Origin of the sequence: Streptomyces sp. NPDC001604 (assembly GCF_042893475.1) — a bacterium.
Classification (GTDB): domain Bacteria; phylum Actinomycetota; class Actinomycetes; order Streptomycetales; family Streptomycetaceae; genus Streptomyces.
The window spans coordinates 25,323-48,406 of record NZ_JBIAUY010000022.1; the positions used below are offsets into that span (position 1 = coordinate 25,323).

The window sequence follows — 23,084 nt, forward strand, 5'->3', positions numbered from 1 at the left end:
CGTGGGGGCTGTTTTTGTCGGGTCGGCGGAGAATGGGGGTATGGCGGGGTCGGGGAAGGAATTGGCTCGGCACTGGCAGTACGCCGAGTTGCCCGGGGTCGATCTGCTGCGGGCCCGGTACATCCGCAAGGAGTTCGTGCGGCATACGCACGAGAACTTCGTCATCGCCGGCATCGCCGACGGGGTCGAGGTCTTTCACCATCGTGGGGCCGATCAGTACGCGGGGGCGGGGGCGCTCGCGCTGGTCAATCCGGACACCCCGCACACGGGGCGGGCCGGTGTGCCCGAGGGGTGGCGGTACGGGGCCGTGTATCCGTCGCCGGAGGTGGTGGCCGAGATCGCGGCCGAGACCGCGTTCATTCGGGGGACGCCCGGGTTCGTCAGTCCGGTGCTCGACGATCCGTACACCGTGGGACTCGTGCATCAGGTGCTGCGTGCCGCGGAGGAAGGCAATGCCCTGGCCGCCGACACGCTGCTGCGGGTCGCGGTGACGAGGCTGCTGCGGCTCAACGGCGGGCCGTTGCCGCAGCGGGAGGTGCGGACGGCGGGTGCCCGGATCGCGGCACGCGCGCGTGCCGTGCTGGAGGAGCGGCTGGCCGAGCCTCCGAGCCTGGAGAGACTTGCGGCCGATCTCGGCACCGGTCCGTTCGCTCTGTTGCGGGCCTTCCGGGACGCCTACGGGATGCCGCCGCATACCTGGCTCACGGACGCGCGGGTACGGCGGGCGCGGCGGCTGCTGGACGCCGGTACGACGCCCGCGGAAGCTGCCGTCGCCGTCGGGTTCACCGATCAGCCGCACCTGAACCGGCACTTCACACGGATCGTCGGTGTGCCCCCTGGGGCGTACCGGCGTGAGCGCAAGAACGTACAAGACGCGCGAGCGTGACTGCTTCTACCGTCGGGCGCGTGGCAGAAGAGACAGCTCTCGCAGGTATACGTCCGGAAGGCGGAGGGAAGGCGGACTCCGCCGTCGTTCGGGATGCGCTCGGAGTCGGCGTCGCCGTAGGACTGTCCGGCTTCGCCTTCGGGGTGACCTCGGCCGGCAGCGGGCTCACGCTGCTGCAGACCTGCGCCCTCAGCCTCCTGGTGTTCACCGGTGCATCCCAGTTCGCCCTCGTGGGGGCGCTCGCGGCCGGCGGCAACCCGCTCACGGCAGCGGCGGGCGCCTTCTTCCTGGGGGTGCGCAACGCCTTCTACGGGCTCCGTCTGTCCCAGTTGCTTGCTCTCCCGCGCGCGGTGCGCCCGTTCGCCGCCCACTGGGTCATCGACGAGACCACCGCGGTCGCGCTGGCACAGCCCACGCGGCGGGGCACACGCATCGGGTTCGCCGTCACCGGGCTCAGTCTGTACCTGCTGTGGAACCTCACCACTTTCCTCGGCGCACTTGGTGCCGACGCCATCGGGGACACCGACGCATGGGGTCTGGACGCCGCCGGGCCGGCCGTCTTCCTCGCTCTGCTCGCGCCGATGCTCAAGACCACCACCGAGCGGGCGGTGGCCGGCCTCGCCGTCCTTCTGGGGCTCGGTCTGCTGCCGGTGCTGCCCGCCGGAGTGCCCGTCCTGGTGGCCGCGCTGGCAGCGCCCACTGTTCTCTGCCTGGAGGGCCGCCGCCGGGGCGCGACACCCAAGGAAGCACACGAGAACGACGTACCAGAGGAAGACCGTTGAACACCTGGATCGCGATCGGCGCGACCGCCCTCGGCTGTTACGCCGTCAAGCTCGCCGGACTGCTCGTACCCGCGGGGGTGCTCGAGAAGCCGCTCGTCAGGCGTCTGGCCGCACTGTTGCCGGTGGCCCTGCTCGCCGCCCTCACGGCCCAGCAGACCTTCGCCGACGGGCACGCCCTGGTCCTCGACGCGCGGGTGGCAGGGCTCGCCGCAGCCGCCGTGGCGCTGATCCTGCGCGCGCCGTTCCTGCTCGTCGTGGCGGCGGCCGTCGTCGTGACCGCCGGAGTGCGCGCCATGGGCGGGTGACGGCGTCCGGGTCAGCCGATGGGACGCCCGTGCGCCCTGAGGGTGTGCAGCGCCTCGATCGTCGCCATGGGGCGAGCCTCCAGGGCGGTGCCCGGTGCCCACCGGTGCCGGCGGACGGGCCAGCCCCCGTCCTCGTGCTGCGCGTCCGCGAGGAAGTCGAGGGAGCGCGTCATCTCCGCATCCGTGAACCACGCGCGCGCCAGAGAGCTCGGCGTCTTCGCGTAGTCGTGCGGGAAGTGGTGCTCACCAGGCGCGTAGCCGAGGGCGACCGGGTATGCGTCGAGGCGGTCGGGCTCCAGAGCCGCGAGCCGGTGTTCGCGCACCAGGCGGCCGAGGCGGTCGGCAGCCGCCTCCGCGCGCGGGCGATCGGGAGCGGAGTCCAGGAAGGCCACGGCGGCCTCGATCTCGTGAGGGTGGGACTTCTCCAGCGACTCGACCGCATGCCAGCAGAAGTCCGTGGCCCTGAACAGCCAGGCGTGCCACACCTCGTTGCGGTGCAGCAGGCCCACCACCGGGCCCGTGGTGAGGAGCTCGCTGGGCGGGTCGTCCACGATCGGCATGAAAGGGGCCGCCGGATAGCCGCGCTGGCTGGGACTGATCGACGGCAGGGCACCGTCCGCCGTGGACACGGCTGTCAGATAGCGGCACACGCGCTCCACCCGCTGACCGCCACAGCGCCCGATGGCATCCAGAACACGCAGCGCGTGCACAGTGTGCAGCGGCTGGCTGACCGGGCCGCGCAGATCGGGCTCCAGCGCGTGCCCGTACCCGCCGTCCTCGTTGCGGTACGCGTCCAGCGCGGTCTCCACCGGGTCGGCGCCCCCGTTCAGGAAGTGGTACGCGAAGAGGTGCTGTTCCAGCACGCGCGCGGTGAGCCAGACGAACTGCTCCGCGCGGAAGAGCGGGGAGCGAGCCGGGGGCGAGGCAGGGAGTGGGGAAGCTCCTGTTTCGGACATGCGTCAGACCGTAGGGCGGAAAGCGGTCTCGGCAAGGGGTCCCGGCTCAGGCCCACCCTCAGGGGCGGGATACTGGAGTCATGCGGTTGACGGTCTTCTGGCAGCGGATGGCGGATCACTTCGGTCCGGGATACGCCGACACCTTCGCACGCGACCATGTGATGACGGAGCTCGGCGGTCGCACGGTGCACGGGGCGCTGGACGCCGGCTGGGATGCCAAGGACGTGTGGCGCGTGGTCTGCACCGTCATGGACGTGCCGAGGGAGAAGCACTGATCGGTCACGAAGATCGCAGGACTGTAGTTGATTGTCAGACCAGTGGGCGAGACTTGATCCGTGGCACCCACTGACGAGGCCGGGCAGACGGCCCAGCACGCATCCCCGCTCGGCACGACGCCGCCCGGCAGGCCCCCCGCCGACGCCGCCGGGCCGAACGTCCGCATGCCGCGCTGGCTGCCGCGCGCCGTGGTGCTCGTCCTCGCCCTCTATGCGGCCTTCCAGCTGGGCACTTGGGCCTTCCATCAGCTCACCGGCCTGCTGATCAACATCCTCATCGCGTTCTTCCTGGCTCTGGCCATCGAGCCCGCGGTGAGCTGGATGGCCTCGCGCGGCATACGCAGGGGGCTGGCCACGGGCTTCGTCTTCCTCGCCGTAATGATCATGGCGGCGGGCTTCGTCACCCTGCTCGGCTCCATGCTCGCGGGCCAGATCATCAAGATCGTCGAGGAGTTCCCGAACTACCTCGACTCCGTCATCAACTGGGTCAACACGCACTTCCACACCGAGCTCAGACGCGTCGACGTCCAGGAGGGCCTGCTCCGCTCCAACTGGCTGCGCAACTACGTGCAGAACAGCGCCACCGGTGTGCTGGACGTGTCCGCCCAGGTCCTCGGCGGTCTCTTCCAGCTGCTGACGATCGCGCTGTTCTCGTTCTACTTCGCCGCGGACGGCCCGCGGCTGCGCCGCGCGATCTGCTCCGTCCTGCCGCCCGCGCGTCAGGCCGAGGTGCTGCGTGCATGGGAGATCGCCGTCGACAAGACCGGCGGCTACATCTACTCGCGCGGCCTGATGGCGCTCATCTCCGGCATAGCGCACTACATCCTGCTGCAGATCCTGGGTGTGCCCTACGCGCCCGTGCTCGGCGTCTGGGTGGGCCTGGTCTCCCAGTTCATCCCGACCATCGGCACCTACCTCGCGGGCGCCCTGCCCATGCTGATCGCCTTCACCGTCGATCCCTGGTACGCGCTGTGGGTGCTGATCTTCGTCGTGGTCTACCAGCAGTTCGAGAACTACATGCTGCAGCCCAAGCTGACCGCGAAGACCGTCGACATCCACCCCGCCGTCGCCTTCGGTTCGGTCATCGCCGGCACCGCGCTCCTCGGCGCCGTCGGCGCGCTGATCGCCATCCCCGCGGTCGCCACGCTGCAGGCGTTCCTGGGGGCGTACGTGAAGCGGTACGCCGTCACCGACGACCCTCGTGTCCACGGCCACCGGAGAGGGGGATCGGGGCCGGGTCTGCTCACGCGCGCGAGGCAGTTGTGGATACGGCGGCCGGGGGTGGCACAGGACGAAGCGGTGGAAGCCGGAGAGGGGTCCTCCTGAGGCACGGCCCGATGGGCGGGCACACACGGCTCAATACGTGAGGACGGCCCACATCCCGGCGCCGATGACGGCAGCCCCGTAGCAACCGGTCGCCGCCGCCACGATCCGCCGCCGGACCGGCTCGCTCCAGGACGTGGCGGACAGCAGCCGCGCCAGCACCGGCAGGACGAGCACCGCATGCAGGCTGACCCCGTGCAGCGGCTTGAGCGGCGCCGTCGAGTGGTAGGCCGCCTCCTGGTGACCGGTCCGGGTGAGCACCACACCGCGCGCGATCATCGCGGCACCCGAAGCGAGCGCGACGAGCAGGATCGCGAAGCCGGAACGCACCGCGAGTGCCATCCCCGCGGGACCTGCGGGCCGGTGCCGGAACGACGCGACGGCGAAAACGGTGAGCAGTACCACGAGGACACCACCGCCCACCGCGAGCGTCATTGACACCGCGGTGTCGAACGGTGTCTCCATGTCGAGGTGCGAGGGCACCCTGCGCCAGGCCTGAAGAGTGATACCGCCGACCTCCAGGACGCAGTCGGCGGCGAACACGACGAGCAGCAGAGCGCGCAGCCGCGAACCGATGTGCAGATACGACGTCACCCAGGTCACCGCGATCAGCGTCGCCCCGAAGGACAGCCCGAAGGTGACGGGCTTGCGCCAGGAGACGGGGCCGTCCCAGGGGCCGCCATCGACGGCGAACACCACCAGGTGCACGAGTCCGGCGACGATCAGAAGAAGTCCGACGGTGTGGCAGAGGCGCTCCGCCGGGCGGTCCCCCGCCATGGCCGCGACGACAGGGGGACGTTCCACCCCGCCGCCCTCCCGGGTGAGCTTCGTGGTCTCCATGCCGTCAGCCTCGCGAGAGCGCCGCCTCCGGTCGTCGTCCCGCCGAAGACACCCGCCGTACGCCCCGCGGAGTAGCCGGACCGGACGCAGGCACGAACAGCGGCCGTACGGCTCGCAGTCCGGCCCGCTGTCGGACCGCGGACGTAGGGTCGGAGGTGTCGCATGGTGCGCTTGACACAAAAATCGAACATCCATTCTTATGGAGGCTCCGGCGAGGCTCTCGGCGGGTGATTCGCCGTGGTTTTGACGGAGATGCACCCGAGTTATCCACAGGCCGGACGGGCGTCGGGGCGCATTGTCAGTGGCAGGCGTTAGCGTCTTTGACGTGAAGCGATCGACTCAAGCAAACCGGGTGGAACCCATGGCAGGAACCGACCGCGAGAAGGCGCTCGACGCCGCGCTCGCACAGATTGAACGGCAGTTCGGCAAGGGCGCCGTGATGCGCCTCGGCGAGCGGCCGAACGAGCCCATCGAGGTCATCCCCACCGGGTCGACCGCACTCGACGTCGCCCTCGGCGTCGGCGGCCTGCCGCGTGGCCGTGTCGTGGAGGTGTACGGCCCGGAGTCCTCCGGCAAGACGACCCTGACCCTGCACGCGGTGGCGAACGCGCAGAAGGCCGGCGGCCAGGTCGCCTTCGTGGACGCGGAGCACGCCCTCGACCCCGAGTACGCGAAGAAGCTCGGCGTCGACATCGACAACCTGATCCTCTCCCAGCCGGACAACGGCGAGCAGGCGCTGGAGATCGTGGACATGCTGGTCCGCTCCGGCGCCCTCGACCTCATCGTCATCGACTCCGTCGCCGCGCTCGTCCCACGCGCGGAGATCGAGGGCGAGATGGGCGACAGCCACGTCGGTCTCCAGGCCCGTCTGATGAGCCAGGCCCTGCGGAAGATCACCAGCGCGCTCAACCAGTCCAAGACCACCGCGATCTTCATCAACCAGCTCCGCGAGAAGATCGGCGTGATGTTCGGCTCCCCGGAGACCACGACCGGTGGCCGGGCGCTGAAGTTCTACGCCTCGGTGCGCATCGACATCCGCCGCATCGAGACCCTGAAGGACGGCACCGAGGCGGTCGGCAACCGCACCCGCTGCAAGGTCGTCAAGAACAAGGTCGCCCCGCCCTTCAAGCAGGCCGAGTTCGACATCCTCTACGGCCAGGGCATCAGCCGCGAGGGCGGCCTGATCGACATGGGCGTGGAGCACGGCTTCGTCCGCAAGGCCGGCGCCTGGTACACGTACGAGGGCGACCAGCTCGGCCAGGGCAAGGAGAACGCGCGCAACTTCCTGAAGGACAACCCCGACCTGGCCAACGAGATCGAGAAGAAGATCAAGGAGAAGCTGGGCGTCGGCGTGCGTCCGGAGGAGCCCACCGCTGAGCCGGGCGCGGACGCCGCCGTCTCCGCCACCGCCGACGAGGCCGCGAAGGCGGTGCCTGCTCCTGCGGCCAAGACAGCCAAGACCAAGGCTCCGGCTGCCAAGAGCTGACGTATGACACGGCGAACGGACTGGGCCGAGTACGACGCCTACCCGAACCTTCCGCGAGGGCGGGACGGGAGAGGCGACGCGGCTCTTGCCGAGCCGGACGGCGATGCGTACGGGGCCGATGCGGGGCACGGCGCGCAGGGAGGACACGACCGCGCGAGGTCACGCGGCACGACGGCGTACGGCACCGGGGGGTCGTACGGCGACGAGCCGGGCGGCAGCGAGCGGCCGGACCACGGGGGACCGGACGACTTCGGCTCGTCCGGTGGCGGTTCGCGCCGTGGCGGCCGGGCCCGTGGGGCGGGCGGCTCCCGCGGGCGCCCACAGCGGCGCCGCGGCGAGCCGTCCGATGAGGACGGGGGCTCCGCCTCCTCGTCGAGGGCCGAGCAGGAAGAGTCCTCAGGGGACCCGGTGGAGCGGGCACGGGCGATCTGCCTGCGCCTGCTCACCGGGACCCCGCGCACCCGCAAGCAACTCGCCGACGCCCTGCGCAAGCGGGAGATCCCGGACGAGGCCGCCGAGGAGGTGCTGTCGCGGTTCGAGGAAGTCGGGCTGATCAACGACAGCGCGTTCGCGGACGCCTGGGTGGAGTCCCGGCACCACGGCCGGGGGCTCGCCCGGCGGGCACTGGCCCAGGAGCTGCGGACCAAGGGCGTCGACTCCACGCTGATCGACGCGGCCGTCTCCCAGCTCGACTCGGAGCAGGAAGAGAAGACCGCGCGCGAACTCGTCGCCCGCAAGCTGCGCTCCACACGCGGCCTCGACCGCGACAAGCGCCTGCGCCGCCTCGCGGGCATGCTCGCCCGCAAGGGCTACTCCGAGGGCATGGCGCTGCGGGTGGTCCGGCAGGCGCTGGAGGAGGAGGGGGAGGACACGGAGTTCCTCGGGGACGAGGGGTTCTGACGGGGCAGGAGTCAAAGAGGTGCGGCCGCAGGGATGCGGACCGCGCTCAGTACGGCGTGACCGTCGAACCCGGCGGTTCGGTGACTCCTTGCCGGTGCTGTCGTCGTCCGCATCGAAGCCATGCCGCACGGCTTCGGAGTACCGGCGTCGGAGCAGCGCCATCGCCGACCGCCTACGACGTCACCGGCAGCCCCGCCGCCTTCCACGCCTGGAACCCGCCGACCAGGTCCGTGGCCCGTCCCAGCCCCAAACCGTGCAGAGAGGCTGCCGCGAGGCTCGACGCATAACCCTCGTTGCAGATCACCACGACCCGCACCTCGTGACTCGTGGCCTCGGGCACGCGGTGGCTGCCCTGCGGGTCGAGGCGCCACTCCAGCTCGTTGCGCTCGACGACGAGGGCGCCCGGGATCAGACCGTCCCGCTCGCGCAGGGCGGCGTATCGGATGTCGACCAGGAGTGCGTCGCCGGCGCGAGCAGCGTCGTAAGCCTCCTTCGGCTCGATCCGCTCGTAGCCACCGCGCACCCGCTCCAGCAACTCGTCGATGCCGACGGGCTGTTCACCCGCGCCGCCCGCTTGCCCGCCGACCGGCCCGTCGCCGCTCACTGCCAGTCCTCCGGGCGCTCGACCTGCTCCAGGCGCAGGACCTGGCCCACGCGGCTGTAGCGGCGGATCTGCGGCAGGGGCGGGTAGTAGGCGTGGACGGAGACCGCGTGTTGGTCGGTGGACTCGTTGAGCACCTCGTGGACATGGTGGCGACCGAAAGCGCGCCCCTTGCCGGCCGGTAGCTGCCGCTCCCGGTCCACGCCGTCGGTGAGTTCCAGGGTCTTCCAGCCGTCGGCGGGCAGCCGGGCGGCGAGCGAGTTCTCCTTGAGCTCCCCGGACGCCGTCACGAAGGCGCCGACGGACTCGGCGTGGTCGTGCCAGCCGGTGCCTGTGCCGGGCGGCCAGCCGATCAGCCAGGCCTCGCTGCCGCCGGGCCCCTCCAGACGCACCCAGGTGCGGCCCTCGGGGTCGAGCGGGAGGGAGGCGATCAGCTCCGCGTCGGCGGCCGTACGCCGTACGAAGTCGAGGAGGTCCGCCTGTGTCGGAACCTGGGCGGCTGCGACGGCAGAGGGAGGGGCAGAAGGGGAGACAGACACGTGGCACCGTCCTGAAGAAGCGTTCGCGGGGGCGCGCAGCAGCACTGGAAGGCGCGCGCGGGGAGAGGGAATGCGAATTCAGCAGGACGGACGACACACGCAGCCCGCATAGCGGACGAGGTCCATATGGACCCTCCGCCACAGGCGCACATAGGTGTCGGTCACGTACCGGAGTACACCATTGACGGTCCAGAGCGGTCAACTCACCGTCACAATGTGGACCACAGGGTGACGGTGAGTACGGTCACTTCGAGGGTGAGCCGGCCGTGGCCTCCGCCTTCGCCGGTCCTCCCAGCGTCGCCTCCGCCGCCGAGTACAGCTCGGCCGGCCGTACTCCGCCCAGGGCCGCGACCAGGTGGCCGTCCGGGCGTACCAGCAATACGGTGTGGGCCGCCGCGCCGGGGTAGCTCTCCGCGACCAGCAGTTCGGCGGGGTGCGGCAGCGCGGCCACCGCGGCCGCCAGTCGGGGCATGATCCCCGCGGTCATCCAGTGCTTGCGGTCCCACACCGCCGTGCCCGGTGCGATCAGCACCACCAGCAGGACTCCGCGCCCGAGCCGGTCCCGCAGCTGTACGAAAGTGCCGTCCTCCGCGGTGACCCGCACATCGGTGACCGGCTCGCCCGGCGCCGTGGCCACGGGGACCTCGGCTTCGAGGTTCCGGGGAGCGAGCGGGGAGGCGGCGTACGCCCCCACCGCGCCGAATGTTCCGCGCCCCAGGTGACCGTCCGTGAGCAGCGCGTCGTGGCCGCGGGCCGAGCCGGGCACGTAGGCGCGCAGCCCTCCGCCGCCGCGCAGCAGCGGCAGGGCCTGGTCGGCTGCGCGCAGCCGACCCGCGACGACCGCGCGTCGTTCCGCCTGGTAGCTGTCGAGCAGAGCCTCGTGCGGCCCGTGGTGCCAGGCGAGCGCCAGCTTCCAGGCCAGGTTGTCGGCGTCCCTGAGCCCCTCGTCGAGTCCCTGCGCGCCCAGCGCGCCGAGCAGGTGCGCCGCGTCCCCGGCGAGGAAGACCCGGCGGACCCGCCAGCGGCGGGCGAGCCGGTGGTGGACCGTGTGGACTCCGGTGTCGAGGAGTTCGTACGGCGGTGTCGGGCCCCCGGTCCAGCCGGCCAGGGTCTCCCGGATGCGGGCCAGCAGCAGCTCGGGTGTGACCAGGTCCTTGCCCGGCGGCAGCAGCCAGTCCAGGCGCCACACGCCGTCCGGGAGGGGGCGGGCGGTCACCTCCCCGGCCGAGGGCCCGGACGTCCGCCACGGCGGCATCCGGTGGAGCAACGCTTCGTCCGCCCACGGAAGTTCCGTGCGCAGCGCGGCCACGGCGTGTCGCTCCACCGCCGTACGGCCCGGGAAGCGGATGTCCTGGAGCTTGCGCACGGTGGAGCGCGGGCCGTCGCAGCCGACCAGGTAACTGCCGCGCCACCAGGTGCCCCTGGGGCCGCGGGTGTGGGCGGTGACCCCGGAGGCCTCCTGTTCGACGGTGTCGAGGCGGCTGTCCACGGCGACCTCGACGAGCGGCTCGGTGGCCAGGGCGGCGCGCAGGGCGCCGGTCAGGACGTGCTGGGCGATGTGCAGCGGGGCGGGTTCGTCGCCGCCGAACGTGACCTCGCGCATCACCTGCTTGCGCCGCATCGACCGCCATCCGGCCCAATGGGCTCCCTCCTGCGCGAGCGGCTGTCCGCTCAGCCGCTCCATCAGGGTGGCGGTGTCCTCGCGCAGGACGACGGTCCGCGCGGGGCGCGGCTCCTCCTTGCCCGGGCCCTCGTCCAGCACGACGCAGGGCACTTCCTGGCGGGCCAGTGCCAGGGCGAGCGTGAGCCCGACGGGTCCCGCGCCGACGATGATCACCGGGTCCACGGCGCGGCGCCCCCTGCTCGTGGCGGCGTCCTGACGGACGTATGTGAACAGGAAGTTGGAGCAGGGTGCACGATCACAGAACGTATGCAACCCATTGGCGGGGTTTGCGTCAAGCGACGGAGGCAGTGGCGATCATGCCACTGCCTCCCTCTGTCACGCAGGCGACGTGACTGCTCGTCAGAAGATGCCGCCTCCGTCGGAGGCACCGGTACCGAAGCTGCCGCCCACCGCGGCCGGATTGACCTCCACCGCGTCCTCGCCGAGGACCGCGCCCGTGCTCTTCTTGCTGCGCCGGAGCCTGCCTTCCAGCCAGCTCGCGAAGCTGGTGAGGAGGAAGTTGACCACGATGAAGATGACTGCCACTCCGATGAAGCTCTGGATGACGTTGGCGTAGTTGGCCGCGAACGTGCTGCGTGCGCTGAGCAGCTCCGAGTAGCCGATCATCACGCCGCCCAGCGCGGTGTCCTTCACGATGACCACCAGCTGGCTGACGATGGCGGGCAGCATGGCCGTCACCGCCTGCGGGAGCAGGATGCTGGTCATCGTCTGGCCCTTGCGCAGACCGATCGCGTACGCGGCTTCCGTCTGCCCCTTGGGGAGCGCCAGGATGCCGGCCCGGACGATTTCGGCGAGGACCGAGGCGTTGTAGAGCACCAGGCCGGTGACGACCGCGTACAGGGGCCGGTCCTCGGTGGTCACGTTCGTGGAGCGTGCGAAGAACTCATTCGCGAACAGCATCAGCAGGAGCACAGGGATCGAGCGGAAGAACTCGACCACGACTGCGGCGGGCACCCGCACCCACCGGTGGTCCGACATGCGCGCGATGCCGAAGAAGGCGCCCAGCGGGAGGGCGATGACCATGGAGAGGGCGGCGGCCTTCAGGGTGTCGCCGAGGCCCGGCAGGAGATACGTCGTCCACGCCTCGGACGTGGTGAACGGCTGCCACAGTGCCCACTTCAGCTGGCCCTTGTCGTCCAGCGTCCGCCAGACCCACCACACCAGCAGGGCGAGCAGGAGGACGAAGACCACCGACAGAAGGACGTTGCGCCGCTTGGCCCGGGGGCCGGGGGCGTCGTAGAGGACGGAGGTCATCGCTTCACCGCCAGTCGCTTGCCCAGCCAGCCGAGGATGAGGCCGGTGGGAAGGGTCAGAACCACGAAGCCGAAGGCGAAGACCGCGCCGATGAGCAGCGTCTGGGCCTCGTTCTCGATCATCGTCTTCATGAGAGCGGCGGCCTCGGCCACGCCGATCGCGGCCGCCACGGTGGTGTTCTTGGTCAAAGCGATCAGCACGTTGGCCAGCGGACCGATGACCGCACGGAACGCCTGTGGCAGCACGATCAGGCGGAGGGTCTGGCCAAAGCTCAGCCCGATGGCGCGGGCCGCCTCCGCCTGTCCCAGCGGGACAGTGTTGATGCCGGAGCGCAGCGCCTCGCAGACGAAGGCCGAGGTGTAGGCGACGAAACCGAGGACCGCCAGCCTGAAGCCCTGCACCTTGAAGTCGGAAGCGCCCAGCGTCACGCCGAAGATGTCGGCGAGGCCGAGCGAGTTGAAGACGATGATGACCGTCAGGGGGATGTTCCGGACGATGTTGACGTAGGCGGTGCCGAACCCGCGCATCAGCGGGACCGGGCTGACCCGCATCGCGGCCAGCAGGGTGCCCCAGATCAGGGAGCCGAGGGCGGAGAGGGCGGTGAGTTTCACCGTCATCCAGAACGCCCCCAGGACGTCATAACCATGAAGAAAGTCGAACACGATCTCCCGCGCTTCCGGGTGTGTGGCGTACGAGGGGGCGTTGGCGCGCCGCCGCCGTGATCGCGGTTGGCGGCGGCGCGCCCGAGGAACCCTGGGCTGCAGCCCTTGCCTTACTTGACGATCTGGCCGATCTGCGGCGCGGGCTCGTACTTGTAGTTGGCCGGGCCGAAGTTCTTCTCGACGTCCTTCTTCCAGGTGCCGTCGCTGACCATGCTCTTCAGAGCGTCGTTGATCTTGTTGACGGTCGCGGTGTCACCCTTCTTCACACCGATGCCGTAGTTCTCGTTGCTGAGCTTGAGCCCGAGGAGCTTGAACTGGCCCTTGTACTGGGCCTGCGCGGCGTAGCCCGCGAGGATCGAGTCGTCCGTGGTCAGCGCGTCCACCGCACCGCTCTGGAGGCTGGCGACGCACTCCGAGTAGCCGCTGTTCTCCTTGAGGTTGGCCTTGGGGGCGATCTTCTTCTGGACGTTCTGCGCCGAGGTGGAGCCGGTCACGGAGCACAGCTTCTTGCCGTTGAGGTCCGTGCCCTTGCTGATCGTCGAGTCCTTCTTGACCAGCAGGTCCTGGTGGGCCAGGAAGTAGGGGCCGGCGAAGTCGACCTTCTGCTTGCGCTCGTCGGTGATCGAGTACGAGGCCACGATGAACTTCACGTCGCCGCGGGACAGTGCGTTCTCACGGTCGGCACTCTTGGTCTCGACGAACTGGATCTGGCTGGGCTTGTAGCCGAGCTTGCCCGCCACGTACGTTGCCACGTCCACGTCGAAGCCGGAGAAGGAACCGTTCGGCTCCTTCAGGCCCAGGCCGGGCTGGTCGTACTTGATGCCGATCTTGATCTTCTTGCCGCCACCGGAGGAACCGCTGTCGTTGTTGCTGGAACCACAAGCCGTAGCCGCCACGGCGAGGGCGAGCACGGCGGCCGAAGCGGCGGTGACCTTGCGGAGCTTCATGGTGAACATCCTTTGGCTGGTGAAGAGAGGAGCGCCGGCAGAGATGAGGAGAGCCGGCGAGGGCGAGGCGGGGCGGACCGTCAGTGGTGGAGGATCTTCGACAGGAAGTCCTTGGCGCGGTCGCTGCGCGGATTGCTGAAGAACTGGTCGGGCGCAGCCTCCTCGACGATCCGGCCGTCCGCCATGAAGACCACACGGTTTGCAGCCGATCGTGCGAAGCCCATCTCATGGGTGACGACGATCATGGTCATGCCGTCGCGGGCGAGCTGCTGCATGACCTCGAGGACCTCGTTGATCATCTCCGGGTCGAGGGCCGACGTCGGCTCGTCGAAGAGCATGACCTTCGGGTCCATGGCCAGCGCCCGCGCGATGGCGACGCGCTGCTGCTGGCCGCCGGAGAGCTGTGCGGGGTACTTGTCCGCCTGAGTGGCCACGCCCACCCGGTCGAGCAGAGCCCGGGCCTTCTCCTCGGCCTTCTTCTTGTCGGCCTTGCGGACCTTGATCTGGCCCAGCATCACGTTCTCGAGCACGGTCTTGTGCGCGAAGAGGTTGAAGGACTGGAAGACCATCCCCACGTCGGCGCGCAGCCGGGCCAGCTCCTTGCCCTCCTGGGGCAGCGCCTTGCCGTCGATCGTGATCGAGCCCGAGTCGACTGTCTCCAGGCGGTTGATGGTGCGGCACAGGGTGGACTTACCGGACCCGGAGGGCCCGATGACCACGACGACCTCGCCGCGGGCGATCGTCAGGTCGATGTCCTGGAGTACGTGCAACGCGCCGAAGTGCTTGTTGACGCTCTTCAGGACGACCAGTTCGCCGGTCGCGGCCACATCTTCCTTGGCCACCGATACTTCGGTCATCGCTATCGGGCTCCGTCCTCCTCGGTTTCGGAGGACAGTAGTAACCCCGTTCCACCAGCGTCATTACATCTGAGGGGAATCTGAGCATCACGATCCGATAGCAATCGGACACGTGTCGTAGCACTTCGCGGTACTTGCCCGCGGGCCGCGTATCGGCCGGGTAACTAAAGCGGTCCGCAACCGGAACCCACTTGACGGCGTACTCGTCCATCAGCGTGACTGCCTTGGTGCACGCTTGGTGCACGCGCGCGCGTGCCAGGCGTTTTGTACCCATCCTGATCGTACGGCCGATGAACCGAAGGAGGCCCGGATGAGACTGCTCCTCGTCGAGGACGACAACCATGTCGCCGCCGCTCTTTCTGCGGTTCTGGCGCGGCACGGTTTCGACGTCACGCACGCGCGTAGCGGCGAGGAAGCTCTCCAGGCGCTCGTTCCGGAGGGCGACGGCTTCGGCGTCGTCCTGCTCGACCTGGGCCTGCCCGACCAGGACGGCTACGAGGTCTGCGGCAAGATCCGCAAGCGCACCAGCACTCCGGTGATCATGGTCACCGCGCGCTCCGACGTCCGCTCCCGCATCCACGGCCTCAACCTCGGCGCCGACGACTACGTGGTGAAGCCGTACGACACCGGGGAACTGCTCGCCCGTATCCACGCCGTCAGCCGGCGCAGCGTCCACGAGGACGCCGGGGCGGGCGGCGACCACCAGCTGCGCCTCGGGTCCATGCTCATCGAGCTGCCCACCCGGCAGGTCAGCGTGGACGGTTCGGTCGTCCAACTGACCCGCAAGGAGTTCGATCTCCTCGCCCTCCTCGCGCAGCGCCCCGGGGTCGTCTTCCGCCGGGAGCAGATCATCAGCGAGGTGTGGCGCACCAGCTGGGAGGGGACCGGACGCACCCTGGAGGTGCACGTCGCGTCCCTGCGCGCCAAGCTGCGCATGCCTGCCCTGATCGAGACCGTACGCGGCGTCGGTTACCGGCTTGTCGCCCCGTCCTCGTAGCGTGCACGGGTGCGTACTCGTCTTCTTCCGCTGCTGATCGTCCTGATGGCGGCCGTGCTGCTCGCGCTCGGCGTCCCGCTCGCCGTGAGCGTGGCCTCCGCCCAGCAGCAGAAGGTCGTCGTCGACCGGATCGACGACACGGCGCGCTTCGCGTCCCTCGCTCAGTTCGTCACCGACGCGTGCAGTCCCACGCGCACGTCCATGGACGAGCGGCTCAAGACTCTGAGCAGTGAACTCGCGAGCTATTACGGCGTCTACGGCATCCGGGCAGGGGTGTTCTGCCGCACCGACATCCCCATGGCCCAGGCGCCGCAGGACTTCTACCTCCCCGACCAGGGCGAGGTGCGCGATGCCTTTGCCGAGGCGCTGCTCAGCCGCCGCAGCCACGACCCCAAGCAGGTGTGGCCCTGGCAGCGCAACCGTCTGGTCGTCGCCTCACCGGTCATCCGGGACGGCGATGTCGTGGCGGTCGTGGTCACCGACTCGCCCACCGGGGCGCTGCGTTCGCGGATCCTGCACGGCTGGCTGGTCATTGGTGCGGGCGAGATCGCTGCGATGCTGCTGGCCGTCGGCGCCGCTTTGCGGCTGACCGGCTGGGTGCTCAGGCCGGTACGGGTGCTGGACGCCACCACGCACGCGATCGCGAGCGGCCGTCTGAAGTCCCGGGTGGCGGCTGCCGGCGGTCCTCCGGAACTCCGGCGCCTGGCCCGCTCGTTCAACGAGATGGCGGACAATGTCGAGGACGTGCTGGAGCAGCAGCGCGCCTTCGTCGCCGACGCCTCGCACCAGTTGCGCAACCCCCTTGCGGCGCTGCTGCTGCGTATCGAACTGCTCGCTCTCGAACTGCCGGAGGACAATGAGGAGATCGCATCGGTCCGCACCGAGGGCAAGCGCCTCGCGGAGGTCCTCGACGACCTGCTCGACCTGGCCCTGGCCGAGCACACCGAGGCCGACCTGCGGATCACCGACATCGGGGCGCTGACCGCCGAGCGCGTCGCGGCCTGGACGCCGACCGCCCAGGCCAAGGGGGTACGGCTGGTGGGGAATTGCCCGCCGACCACCGCCTGGGCCGATCCGGTCACGCTCTCCAGCGCGCTGGACGCGGTGATCGACAACGCGGTCAAGTTCACGCCCAAGGACGAGTGCGTCGAGGTCACGGTCGCGGCCGACGGTGACACCTCGTCGGTCGTGGTCACCGACAACGGTCCTGGTCTGACCGACGAGGAACTCGCCCGAGTCGGCGACCGCTTCTGGCGCAGCGGCCGCCACCAGAACATCAAGGGCTCCGGTCTAGGCCTGTCCATCTCGCGCACGCTGCTCGCCGCGGGCGGCGGCTCGATCTCGTACGGCCATCACCAGCCGCACGGGCTGACGGTGACGGTGTCCGTGCCGAGGAACAGCCCCGCGGTCTGACGGCGGTACTACGGCTTGACGGAGCGGTAGTAGCGCCGGGCGCCCTCGTGCAGGGCCAGCGGGTCGGTGTAGATCGCGGTGCGCAGGTCGACGAGCTGAGCGGAGTGGACCCTCGTGCCGATGCCGTCGCGGCTCCTGATCACGGTGCGAGTCATCCACTCGGTGAGCCGCGGGTCCATGTCCTTGCGCGTCATCAGCAGGTTGGAAACGGCCAGCGTGGGCACGGCGACCCCTCCCTGGATGCTGGGGTAGGCGGACTCCGGCATGTTCGTGGCGCGGTAGTAGCGGGTGGCACGGTCCTGGCCGTGCAGGTCGGCGACGAGGCGGGGCGTGATCGGCACGAACCGGAAGGTGAAGGTGTGGGCGAGCTTCTGCAGCCCCTCCGTGGGCAGCCCGCCCGACCAGAAGAACGCATCGATCTTGCCGTGCTTCAGCCGGTCCGGCCCGGTGTCGATGCCGTCGGCGAACGGCGTGATGTCCTTCGCCGCGTCGATGCCGGCCGCGTTGAGCACCCGGTCGGCGATCAGCCGCACACCTGAGCTGGGCGGCCCGATGGCCACCCGCTTGCCCTTGAGGTCCTCGACGGACTCGATGGCCGAGTCCCGCGGGACGACCAGCTGTACGTAGTCGTCGTACAGGCGGGCGACACCGCGCAGCTGGTCCGCGCCGGGGTTGTGGCGGGCGAGCTCGTACGTCTCCACCGCGTCGGCCGCGGCGATGGTGAAGTCGGCCTTGCCGGTCGCCACGCGTCTGACGTTCTCCTGGGAGCCGTCGCTGGTCAGCAGCTTCACCTTCAGGTCCGGCATGTCCTTGTCGAGCGCGGTGCGCAGCAGCTTGCCGTACTGCTGGTACACGCCGGCCGGCGTACCCGTGCTGATCGTGATCGTTCCGCTCGGAGGGGCCTCGCCCAGGGGCAGCAGCCACCACAGCAGCAACCCGAAGGCGACGAAGCCGGCAGCCGCGCCCTGCAGGGCCCGGCGTCTGCCGATCCGGGGGAACATCTTGGACATGGCAGGGATCCTGCCAGCCGGAACGCGGTGCTGACCAGGGCTGCTGACCGGGGCGGGGTCACAACGGGATCACGACCGGGCGTTGTCAGTGGCGGTCGATACAGTCGCCGTATGAGTTCATCGCCCGCCGACCTGGTTCGCCAATTCCACCTCGCCGTCGGGCTCGAGGTCCGCAGTACGCCCACCGAGGTCGCGCCCTCGCTGGCCGCCCACCGCGGAGAACTGCTCGCGGAGGAGGCCGCGGAGGTCGCCGAGGTCTCGGTCACGGGCCCGCTCGACAAGCTCGCCCACGAACTGGCCGACGTCGTCTACGTGGCCTACGGCACCGCCCTCGTCCACGGCATCGACCTGGACGCGGTGATCGCGGAGATCCACCGCTCCAACATGACCAAGCTGGGCCCCGACGGCCTGGTCACCCGCCGCGCCGACGGCAAGGTCCTCAAGGGCGACCACTACGAGGCCCCGGACGTCTCAGCGGTACTGCGCCGACAGGGGTGGGCGCCGGACGGCACATGAGGCCTCGCGGCAGTACGGCCGAAGGTCCTGTGCCGACGACCATGCGCTCGTACGCCAGGGCGTGCGGCTCATCCTGGACGGCGAGCCCGATCTGACCGTGGTCGCCGAGGCCGGGGACGGGGCGGAGGAGGCCGAGCCGGCACGCGCGCGTGACGTCGATCTGGCCGTCCTGGACACCGCCATGCCCCGGATGACGGGCCTCCAGGCGGCCCGTGAACTCTCCCGCCGCCTGCCCGGCCTGCGCATCCTCATGCTCACCATGTACGACAACGAGGAGTACTTCTTCGAGGCCCTCAGGGCCGGAGCCGGCGGCTACGTCCTCAAGTCCGCCGCCGACCGCGACCCGGTCGGCGCCTGCCGGGCGGCGGTGCGCGACGAGCCGTTCGTGTACCCGGGAGCGGAGCGGGCCCTCGTGCGCTCCTACATGGACCGCCTGAGCCGGGGCGACGACCTGCCCGCGCGGCCGGTCACCGAGCGCGAGGAGGAGATCCTCAAACCGGTCGCCGAGGGCCACACCTCGAAGGAGATCGGCGAACTGCTCTTCATCAGCACGCAGACGGTCGAGCGCCACCGCGCGAACCTCCTGCACAAGCTGGGCGTGCGCGACCGCCTGGAACTCACCCGCCACGCGATCCGCGCGGGCCTCATCGAGCCCTGAGCCCCCGGTTGTCCACAGGACGGCGGGAGGCACTCCCGGCACCGCCTACCCTTGTCACATGAGCAGCATCGACCGGAGCCAGGCAGTGGGCGTGAAGACCTACGAAGTGCGCACCTACGGGTGCCAGATGAACGTCCACGATTCCGAGCGATTGTCCGGGCTGCTCGAAGAGGCCGGGTACGTGCGCGCGCCCGAGGGCTCCGACGGCGACGCCGACGTCGTCGTCTTCAACACCTGCGCCGTCCGCGAGAACGCCGACAACCGGCTGTACGGCAACCTCGGCCGCCTCGCGCCGAAGAAGGCCTCGCGGCCCGGCATGCAGATCGCGGTCGGCGGCTGTCTCGCGCAGAAGGACCAGGACACCATCGTGAAGAAGGCGCCCTGGGTGGACGTCGTCTTCGGCACGCACAACATCGGCAAGCTCCCGGTGCTGCTGGAACGCGCGCGCGTCCAGGAAGAGGCCCAGGTCGAGATCGCCGAGTCCCTTGAGGCGTTCCCCTCCACGCTGCCGACGCGCCGCGAGAGCGCGTACGCGGCGTGGGTGTCGATCTCCGTCGGCTGCAACAACACCTGCACCTTCTGCATCGTCCCGGCCCTGCGCGGCAAGGAGAAGGACCGGCGTACCGGCGACATCCTCGCCGAGATCGAGGCTCTGGTCGCCGAGGGCGTCTCCGAGATCACCCTGCTCGGGCAGAACGTCAACGCGTACGGCTCCGACATCGGCGACCGCGAGGCCTTCAGCAAGCTGCTGCGGGCCTGCGGGCAGATCGAGGGCCTGGAGCGCGTCCGCTTCACCTCCCCGCACCCGCGCGACTTCACCGACGACGTGATCGCGGCGATGGCCGAGACCCCGAACGTGATGCCGCAGCTGCACATGCCGCTGCAGTCCGGCTCGGACACGGTCCTGAAGGCGATGCGCCGCTCGTACCGGCAGGAGCGCTACCTCGGGATCATCGAGAAGGTACGGGCCGCCATCCCGCACGCGGCGATCACCACCGACATCATTGTGGGCTTCCCCGGCGAGACGGAGGACGACTTCGAGCAGACCCTGCACGTGGTCCGTGAGGCGCGGTTCGCGCAGGCCTTCACCTTCCAGTACTCCAAGCGCCCCGGCACCCCGGCCGCGACCATGGAGAACCAGATCCCGAAGGAGGTCGTCCAGGCGCGTTACGAGCGTCTCGTCGCCCTCCAGGAGGAGATCTCCTGGGAGGAGAACAAGAAGCAGGTCGGCCGCACCCTGGAGCTGATGGTCGCCGAGGGCGAGGGCCGCAAGGACGGCGCCACCCACCGCCTCTCCGGCCGCGCCCCGGACAACCGCCTGGTCCACTTCACCAAGCCCGAGCAGGAGGTGCGGCCCGGCGACGTGGTCACGGTCGAGATAACGTACGCCGCCCCGCACCACCTGCTCGCCGAGGGAGCCGTCCTCGACGTGCGCCGCACCCGCGCGGGCGACGCCTGGGAGAAGCGCAACGCGGCAGAGGCGGCGAAGCCAACGGGGGTCCTGCTGGGTCTGCCGAAGATCGGCGTCCCGGAGCCGCTGCCGGTGGCGACGGGGAGCGGCTGCGGCTGCGACTGACCGCTCCGCTCGGCGCGGTGTCCGCCGCCGGGCGGCGGGGCTACCCTGCCGATCATGCTTGTCGCCGCCGCGGTCTGTCCCTGTCCGCCACTGCTCGTGCCCGAGGTTGCCGCGGGTGCCGCCACCGAGATGGACGTCGCGCGTGCCGCGTGCACGGACGCGGTCGGTGTGCTCGCCGCCGCTCGTCCCGACCGGCTCGTCGTCGTCGGCCCCACAGAGCAGAGCGGCCAAGTCACCTATCCCGAAGGCACGCATGGCTCCTTCCGCGGGTTCGGCGTCGACGTGGACGTACGGCTCGGCAGGGCCGGGCACGCCGAGGCCGAAGTCCCGGCTTCAGCGGCCTCGGAGCGGTTGCTTCCGCCCTCGTTGGCGGTGGCCGCATGGCTGCTGCAGCGCACCGGCTGGTCCGCTGCCCCGATCGAGGGACTCGCTGTGGGGGAACCTCTGGCGGCCGAGCGGTGTATTCAAACCGGGAGGGACATCGCCGCCGGGGCCGAGCGGGTGGCGCTGCTGGTCATGGGCGACGCCAGTGCCTGCCGCACGCTCAAGGCCCCCGGTTACCTCGACGAGCGCGCGGGGCCCTTCGACGCGGAGGTCGCGCGTGCGCTGGGAGCGGCGGACGTGGCGGCCCTCAAGGCCCTGGACATCGAGCTGGCATCCGAGCTGAAGGCATCGGGCCGGGCCCCCTGGCAGGTCCTTGCGGGCGCGGCCGAGGGCACGGACCTCGCGGGCGCGCTGCTGTACGAGGACGCGCCGTACGGCGTGGGCTACATGGTCGCGACCTGGTCGTAGAGGCGCGGGAGCAAACGGCGGACGGCCGGGAGCCCTCGGGCTCCGCGGCCGTCCGTCGGTGTGCCGTGCCGTTCAGGAAGTGGGCGGCGGGGAGGGCGGTGCGGTCGTGCCACCACCTGCCCCCGCGCCGTTCCTGTGCGCGAGTCGGTCCATGGCGCCCTTGGCCTTGCCCGTCCCGGTATGGATCTTGTCGCTGTACTTGCCCTTGGTCTTCTCGTCGACGACCTTCGCGGCCTTGTCGAGACCGTGCGTGATCTTGTCCCCGTGCTGCTGCGCGAGGCCGGAGACCTTGTCCTTGGCCGGGTTGAGCTTGGCCCTGAGGTTGTTCAGGAGACCCATCGTCCACCTTCTGTCGTTCCCGGGCTCGGCGCGCCCCCGCGGCTCACTCGGGCCAGGGGCGGTTACGTGCGGGCGTCCTCGCCGGCGTCCCTGTCGGCCGCTTCCTCGGCGGACTGCTGCTTGGGGATCTCGACGGCCTCGCCGGAAGCGGACTCGGCGGCCTCCGTCGCCTCCGGTTCGCCCTCGGTCGGCTCCTCGGCCTCGGCCGGCCCCTTCGCCTCTGCCGCCTCCTCCGTCGTGGGCTCGGCCGTCGGTGTGTCGGCCTGAGCCTCGGCGGTTGACGCCTCCTCCGTAGCCTTCGACCTCCGCAGAAGTCGTGCGAAAACGCCCATATCCACTCCATACGTTACTCGTGCGGGCGAAATCCCGCGTCGTCCGGTGCGTCCGTTTGCGCCGCCCGGGTCGCCGCCCCCCGAAACCGGCGGCGAGAGCCTCGCAACGGGCAACGACCCGGCTCCCGTGCCGTCACGTAACTCGTTCGAGGAGTGCCCTCGGGGTTTGCGAGACTGGTGCGGTGAGCAGCGCACCCCCCGCCCCCCGAGTCATCGCCGTCGTCGGACCGACCGCGGCCGGAAAGTCCGATCTGGGCGTTTTCCTCGCCCGGCAGCTCGGAGGCGAGGTCGTCAACGCCGACTCCATGCAGCTCTACCGTGGGATGGACATCGGCACCGCCAAACTGACGCCCGAGGAGCGCGGCGGCATTCCGCACCACCTCCTCGACATCTGGGACGTGACGGTCACGGCGTCGGTCGCCGAGTACCAGAAGCTCGCCCGCGACAAGATCGACGGCCTGCTCGCCGAAGGCCGCTGGCCGATCCTGGTCGGCGGCTCCGGCCTGTACGTCCGCGGTGCCGTCGACAACCTGGAGTTCCCCGGCACCGACCCCGAGGTCAGAGCCCGGCTGGAGGAGGAGCTCGCACTGCGCGGCTCGGGCGCGCTGCACGCCAGACTCGCCGCCGCGGACCCGGAGGCGGCGCAGGCGATCCTGCCCAGTAACGGCCGCCGTATCGTCCGGGCCCTCGAAGTGATCGAGATCACCGGTCAGCCCTTCACCGCCAATCTGCCCGGTCATGACTCGGTCTACGACACCGTCCAGATCGGCGTCGACGTGGCCCGTCCCGAACTCGACGAGCGCATCGCACGCAGGGTCGACCGGATGTGGGAGGCCGGGCTCGTGGACGAGGTGCGTGCGCTGGAGGCGCAGGGCCTGCGCGAGGGCCGTACGGCAGCCCGTGCTCTCGGCTATCAGCAGGTGCTCGCGGCGCTGGCCGGGGAGTGCACCGAGGAGGAGGCGCGGGCCGAGACCGTGCGCGCCACCAAGCGCTTCGCGCGCCGACAGGATTCCTGGTTCCGGCGCGACCCCCGTGTGCACTGGCTGAGCGGGGCTGCGGCGGATCTCACAGAACTTCCGCAGCGCGCACTGGCGTTGGTCGAACGACCGGTTACAGCCTGATCACGTCATGGCATCGGGACGCTCCGGCCGCCG

At 70.2% G+C, this 23,084-nt stretch carries 25 protein-coding genes and 2 pseudogenes; 14 read left to right on the forward strand and 13 right to left on the reverse strand.

The window, feature by feature from the left end:
- The first annotated feature begins 40 nt into the window (after positions 1 to 40).
- From ACFY1E_RS40290 to ACFY1E_RS40300, 3 genes and pseudogenes are all read left to right on the forward strand, one after another.
- Positions 41 to 1,006 (forward strand): annotated as a pseudogene (locus tag ACFY1E_RS40290) (AraC family transcriptional regulator).
- Positions 907 to 1,668 (forward strand): AzlC family ABC transporter permease, encoded by a 762-nt coding sequence (locus tag ACFY1E_RS40295; protein WP_389085558.1) that lies wholly within the window; start codon positions 907 to 909, stop codon positions 1,666 to 1,668. The pseudogene ACFY1E_RS40290 and the gene ACFY1E_RS40295 overlap by 100 nt, the downstream one beginning before the upstream one ends.
- The gene (locus ACFY1E_RS40300) at positions 1,665 to 1,973 is read left to right on the forward strand and encodes an AzlD domain-containing protein (protein ID WP_389085561.1); all 309 of its coding nucleotides are present in this window, start codon (positions 1,665 to 1,667) and stop codon (positions 1,971 to 1,973) included. Before ACFY1E_RS40295 ends, ACFY1E_RS40300 begins: the two co-directional genes overlap by 4 nt.
- Positions 1,974 to 1,984: 11 nt before the next feature.
- On the opposite strand, the gene ACFY1E_RS40305 is transcribed toward ACFY1E_RS40300, so the two are convergent.
- On the reverse strand, positions 1,985 to 2,929 hold the full coding sequence (locus tag ACFY1E_RS40305) for a hypothetical protein (protein ID WP_389085563.1): 945 nt from the start codon (positions 2,927 to 2,929) through the stop codon (positions 1,985 to 1,987).
- An 80-nt stretch (positions 2,930 to 3,009) separates the two neighbouring features.
- Between ACFY1E_RS40305 and ACFY1E_RS40310 the strand changes: the two genes are divergently transcribed.
- Positions 3,010 to 3,204: a DUF3046 domain-containing protein gene (locus ACFY1E_RS40310; protein WP_123967876.1), complete on the forward strand. Its 195-nt coding sequence runs from the start codon at positions 3,010 to 3,012 to the stop codon at positions 3,202 to 3,204.
- A gap of 60 nt (positions 3,205 to 3,264) precedes the next feature.
- Positions 3,265 to 4,530 carry an AI-2E family transporter gene (locus ACFY1E_RS40315; protein WP_389085565.1) on the forward strand — a complete coding sequence of 422 codons (1,266 nt, stop codon included), beginning with the start codon at positions 3,265 to 3,267 and terminating at the stop codon, positions 4,528 to 4,530.
- 30 nt (positions 4,531 to 4,560) lie between these two features.
- Here the strand turns inward: ACFY1E_RS40315 and ACFY1E_RS40320 are convergent, their stop codons facing one another.
- Positions 4,561 to 5,304 (reverse strand): hypothetical protein, encoded by a 744-nt coding sequence (locus tag ACFY1E_RS40320; protein ID WP_389085835.1) that lies wholly within the window; start codon positions 5,302 to 5,304, stop codon positions 4,561 to 4,563.
- A gap of 424 nt (positions 5,305 to 5,728) precedes the next feature.
- Here ACFY1E_RS40320 and recA point away from each other — a divergent pair, with 424 nt between their 5' ends.
- Together recA and recX are read left to right on the forward strand one after the other, a co-directional pair.
- Positions 5,729 to 6,853, forward strand: a complete 1,125-nt coding sequence (gene recA / locus ACFY1E_RS40325) for a recombinase RecA (RefSeq protein WP_389085567.1) — start codon at positions 5,729 to 5,731, stop codon at positions 6,851 to 6,853.
- Positions 6,854 to 6,856: 3 nt separating this feature from the next.
- The gene (gene recX, locus ACFY1E_RS40330) at positions 6,857 to 7,753 is read left to right on the forward strand and encodes a recombination regulator RecX (RefSeq protein ID WP_389085570.1); all 897 of its coding nucleotides are present in this window, start codon (positions 6,857 to 6,859) and stop codon (positions 7,751 to 7,753) included.
- Positions 7,754 to 7,925: 172 nt separating this feature from the next.
- Here the strand turns inward: recX and ACFY1E_RS40335 are convergent, their stop codons facing one another.
- The 8 genes from ACFY1E_RS40335 to ACFY1E_RS40370 form a co-directional block, all read right to left on the reverse strand.
- Positions 7,926 to 8,357 (reverse strand): rhodanese-like domain-containing protein, encoded by a 432-nt coding sequence (locus ACFY1E_RS40335; protein ID WP_389085572.1) that lies wholly within the window; start codon positions 8,355 to 8,357, stop codon positions 7,926 to 7,928.
- The gene (locus ACFY1E_RS40340) at positions 8,354 to 8,893 is read right to left on the reverse strand and encodes a cysteine dioxygenase (RefSeq protein ID WP_389085574.1); all 540 of its coding nucleotides are present in this window, start codon (positions 8,891 to 8,893) and stop codon (positions 8,354 to 8,356) included. Before ACFY1E_RS40340 ends, ACFY1E_RS40335 begins: the two co-directional genes overlap by 4 nt.
- A gap of 78 nt (positions 8,894 to 8,971) precedes the next feature.
- Positions 8,972 to 9,019, reverse strand: a complete 48-nt coding sequence (locus ACFY1E_RS40345; protein ID WP_309506048.1) for a hypothetical protein — start codon at positions 9,017 to 9,019, stop codon at positions 8,972 to 8,974.
- 118 nt (positions 9,020 to 9,137) lie between these two features.
- Positions 9,138 to 10,739 carry an FAD-dependent monooxygenase gene (locus ACFY1E_RS40350; RefSeq protein WP_389085576.1) on the reverse strand — a complete coding sequence of 534 codons (1,602 nt, stop codon included), beginning with the start codon at positions 10,737 to 10,739 and terminating at the stop codon, positions 9,138 to 9,140.
- 177 nt (positions 10,740 to 10,916) lie between these two features.
- Complete coding sequence (locus tag ACFY1E_RS40355; protein WP_389085578.1) at positions 10,917 to 11,831, reverse strand: amino acid ABC transporter permease; 915 nt, start codon at positions 11,829 to 11,831, stop codon at positions 10,917 to 10,919.
- Entirely contained in the window at positions 11,828 to 12,493 is a 666-nt protein-coding gene (locus ACFY1E_RS40360) for an amino acid ABC transporter permease (protein WP_389085580.1), read from the reverse strand. The genes ACFY1E_RS40355 and ACFY1E_RS40360 overlap by 4 nt, the downstream gene beginning before the upstream one ends.
- Positions 12,494 to 12,603: 110 nt before the next feature.
- Entirely contained in the window at positions 12,604 to 13,440 is an 837-nt protein-coding gene (locus ACFY1E_RS40365; RefSeq protein ID WP_389085582.1) for a glutamate ABC transporter substrate-binding protein, read from the reverse strand.
- 80 nt (positions 13,441 to 13,520) lie between these two features.
- Positions 13,521 to 14,297 (reverse strand): amino acid ABC transporter ATP-binding protein, encoded by a 777-nt coding sequence (locus tag ACFY1E_RS40370; RefSeq protein ID WP_030947272.1) that lies wholly within the window; start codon positions 14,295 to 14,297, stop codon positions 13,521 to 13,523.
- A 310-nt stretch (positions 14,298 to 14,607) separates the two neighbouring features.
- On the opposite strand from ACFY1E_RS40370, the gene ACFY1E_RS40375 reads away from it, so the two are divergent.
- Together ACFY1E_RS40375 and ACFY1E_RS40380 are read left to right on the forward strand one after the other, a co-directional pair.
- Positions 14,608 to 15,294 (forward strand): response regulator transcription factor, encoded by a 687-nt coding sequence (locus ACFY1E_RS40375; RefSeq protein ID WP_389085585.1) that lies wholly within the window; start codon positions 14,608 to 14,610, stop codon positions 15,292 to 15,294.
- A gap of 9 nt (positions 15,295 to 15,303) precedes the next feature.
- Entirely contained in the window at positions 15,304 to 16,707 is a 1,404-nt protein-coding gene (locus ACFY1E_RS40380) for a sensor histidine kinase (protein ID WP_389085587.1), read from the forward strand.
- 8 nt (positions 16,708 to 16,715) lie between these two features.
- Here the strand turns inward: ACFY1E_RS40380 and ACFY1E_RS40385 are convergent, their stop codons facing one another.
- On the reverse strand, positions 16,716 to 17,717 hold the full coding sequence (locus ACFY1E_RS40385) for a TAXI family TRAP transporter solute-binding subunit (RefSeq protein WP_389085589.1): 1,002 nt from the start codon (positions 17,715 to 17,717) through the stop codon (positions 16,716 to 16,718).
- A gap of 111 nt (positions 17,718 to 17,828) precedes the next feature.
- On the opposite strand from ACFY1E_RS40385, the gene ACFY1E_RS40390 reads away from it, so the two are divergent.
- The 4 genes and pseudogenes from ACFY1E_RS40390 to ACFY1E_RS40405 all read left to right on the forward strand — a co-directional run bounded on the left by ACFY1E_RS40390 (position 17,829) and on the right by ACFY1E_RS40405 (position 21,259).
- Positions 17,829 to 18,233, forward strand: coding sequence for a MazG nucleotide pyrophosphohydrolase domain-containing protein (locus ACFY1E_RS40390; RefSeq protein WP_389085592.1), 405 nt, complete (start codon positions 17,829 to 17,831; stop codon positions 18,231 to 18,233).
- Positions 18,234 to 18,264: 31 nt separating this feature from the next.
- A pseudogene (locus ACFY1E_RS40395) lies at positions 18,265 to 18,891 on the forward strand (response regulator); the annotation flags it as partial.
- Between the two features lie 58 nt (positions 18,892 to 18,949).
- The gene (gene miaB / locus ACFY1E_RS40400; protein ID WP_389085594.1) at positions 18,950 to 20,467 is read left to right on the forward strand and encodes a tRNA (N6-isopentenyl adenosine(37)-C2)-methylthiotransferase MiaB; all 1,518 of its coding nucleotides are present in this window, start codon (positions 18,950 to 18,952) and stop codon (positions 20,465 to 20,467) included.
- 54 nt (positions 20,468 to 20,521) lie between these two features.
- Positions 20,522 to 21,259, forward strand: coding sequence for a class III extradiol dioxygenase subunit B-like domain-containing protein (locus tag ACFY1E_RS40405; RefSeq protein ID WP_389085596.1), 738 nt, complete (start codon positions 20,522 to 20,524; stop codon positions 21,257 to 21,259).
- Between the two features lie 72 nt (positions 21,260 to 21,331).
- Here ACFY1E_RS40405 and ACFY1E_RS40410 read toward each other — a convergent pair whose 3' ends face one another.
- Both ACFY1E_RS40410 and ACFY1E_RS40415 read right to left on the reverse strand, forming a co-directional pair.
- On the reverse strand, positions 21,332 to 21,598 hold the full coding sequence (locus tag ACFY1E_RS40410; RefSeq protein WP_389085599.1) for an antitoxin: 267 nt from the start codon (positions 21,596 to 21,598) through the stop codon (positions 21,332 to 21,334).
- A 62-nt stretch (positions 21,599 to 21,660) separates the two neighbouring features.
- Entirely contained in the window at positions 21,661 to 21,930 is a 270-nt protein-coding gene (locus ACFY1E_RS40415; RefSeq protein WP_389085601.1) for a hypothetical protein, read from the reverse strand.
- Positions 21,931 to 22,112: 182 nt separating this feature from the next.
- Between ACFY1E_RS40415 and miaA the strand changes: the two genes are divergently transcribed.
- On the forward strand, positions 22,113 to 23,051 hold the full coding sequence (miaA, locus tag ACFY1E_RS40420) for a tRNA (adenosine(37)-N6)-dimethylallyltransferase MiaA (RefSeq protein WP_389085604.1): 939 nt from the start codon (positions 22,113 to 22,115) through the stop codon (positions 23,049 to 23,051).
- Positions 23,052 to 23,084 lie beyond the last annotated feature (33 nt).

Bases quoted from the DNA above. Each gene is read 5' to 3' on its own strand.
- ACFY1E_RS40410 (WP_389085599.1), bottom strand. From the start codon at position 21,598: ATGGGTCTCCTGAACAACCTCAGGGCCAAGCTCAACCCGGCCAAGGAC.
- recA (WP_389085567.1), top strand. From the start codon at position 5,729: ATGGCAGGAACCGACCGCGAGAAGGCGCTCGACGCCGCGCTCGCACAG.
- ACFY1E_RS40375 (WP_389085585.1), top strand. From the start codon at position 14,608: ATGAGACTGCTCCTCGTCGAGGACGACAACCATGTCGCCGCCGCTCTT.
- ACFY1E_RS40415 (WP_389085601.1), bottom strand. From the start codon at position 21,930: ATGGGCGTTTTCGCACGACTTCTGCGGAGGTCGAAGGCTACGGAGGAG.
- ACFY1E_RS40305 (WP_389085563.1), bottom strand. From the start codon at position 2,929: ATGTCCGAAACAGGAGCTTCCCCACTCCCTGCCTCGCCCCCGGCTCGC.
- ACFY1E_RS40390 (WP_389085592.1), top strand. From the start codon at position 17,829: ATGAGTTCATCGCCCGCCGACCTGGTTCGCCAATTCCACCTCGCCGTC.
- ACFY1E_RS40370 (WP_030947272.1), bottom strand. From the start codon at position 14,297: ATGACCGAAGTATCGGTGGCCAAGGAAGATGTGGCCGCGACCGGCGAA.
- miaB (WP_389085594.1), top strand. From the start codon at position 18,950: ATGAGCAGCATCGACCGGAGCCAGGCAGTGGGCGTGAAGACCTACGAA.
- ACFY1E_RS40310 (WP_123967876.1), top strand. From the start codon at position 3,010: ATGCGGTTGACGGTCTTCTGGCAGCGGATGGCGGATCACTTCGGTCCG.
- ACFY1E_RS40405 (WP_389085596.1), top strand. From the start codon at position 20,522: ATGCTTGTCGCCGCCGCGGTCTGTCCCTGTCCGCCACTGCTCGTGCCC.
- ACFY1E_RS40320 (WP_389085835.1), bottom strand. From the start codon at position 5,304: ATGGCGGGGGACCGCCCGGCGGAGCGCCTCTGCCACACCGTCGGACTT.
- ACFY1E_RS40365 (WP_389085582.1), bottom strand. From the start codon at position 13,440: ATGAAGCTCCGCAAGGTCACCGCCGCTTCGGCCGCCGTGCTCGCCCTC.
- recX (WP_389085570.1), top strand. From the start codon at position 6,857: ATGACACGGCGAACGGACTGGGCCGAGTACGACGCCTACCCGAACCTT.
- ACFY1E_RS40385 (WP_389085589.1), bottom strand. From the start codon at position 17,717: ATGTCCAAGATGTTCCCCCGGATCGGCAGACGCCGGGCCCTGCAGGGC.
- ACFY1E_RS40355 (WP_389085578.1), bottom strand. From the start codon at position 11,831: ATGACCTCCGTCCTCTACGACGCCCCCGGCCCCCGGGCCAAGCGGCGC.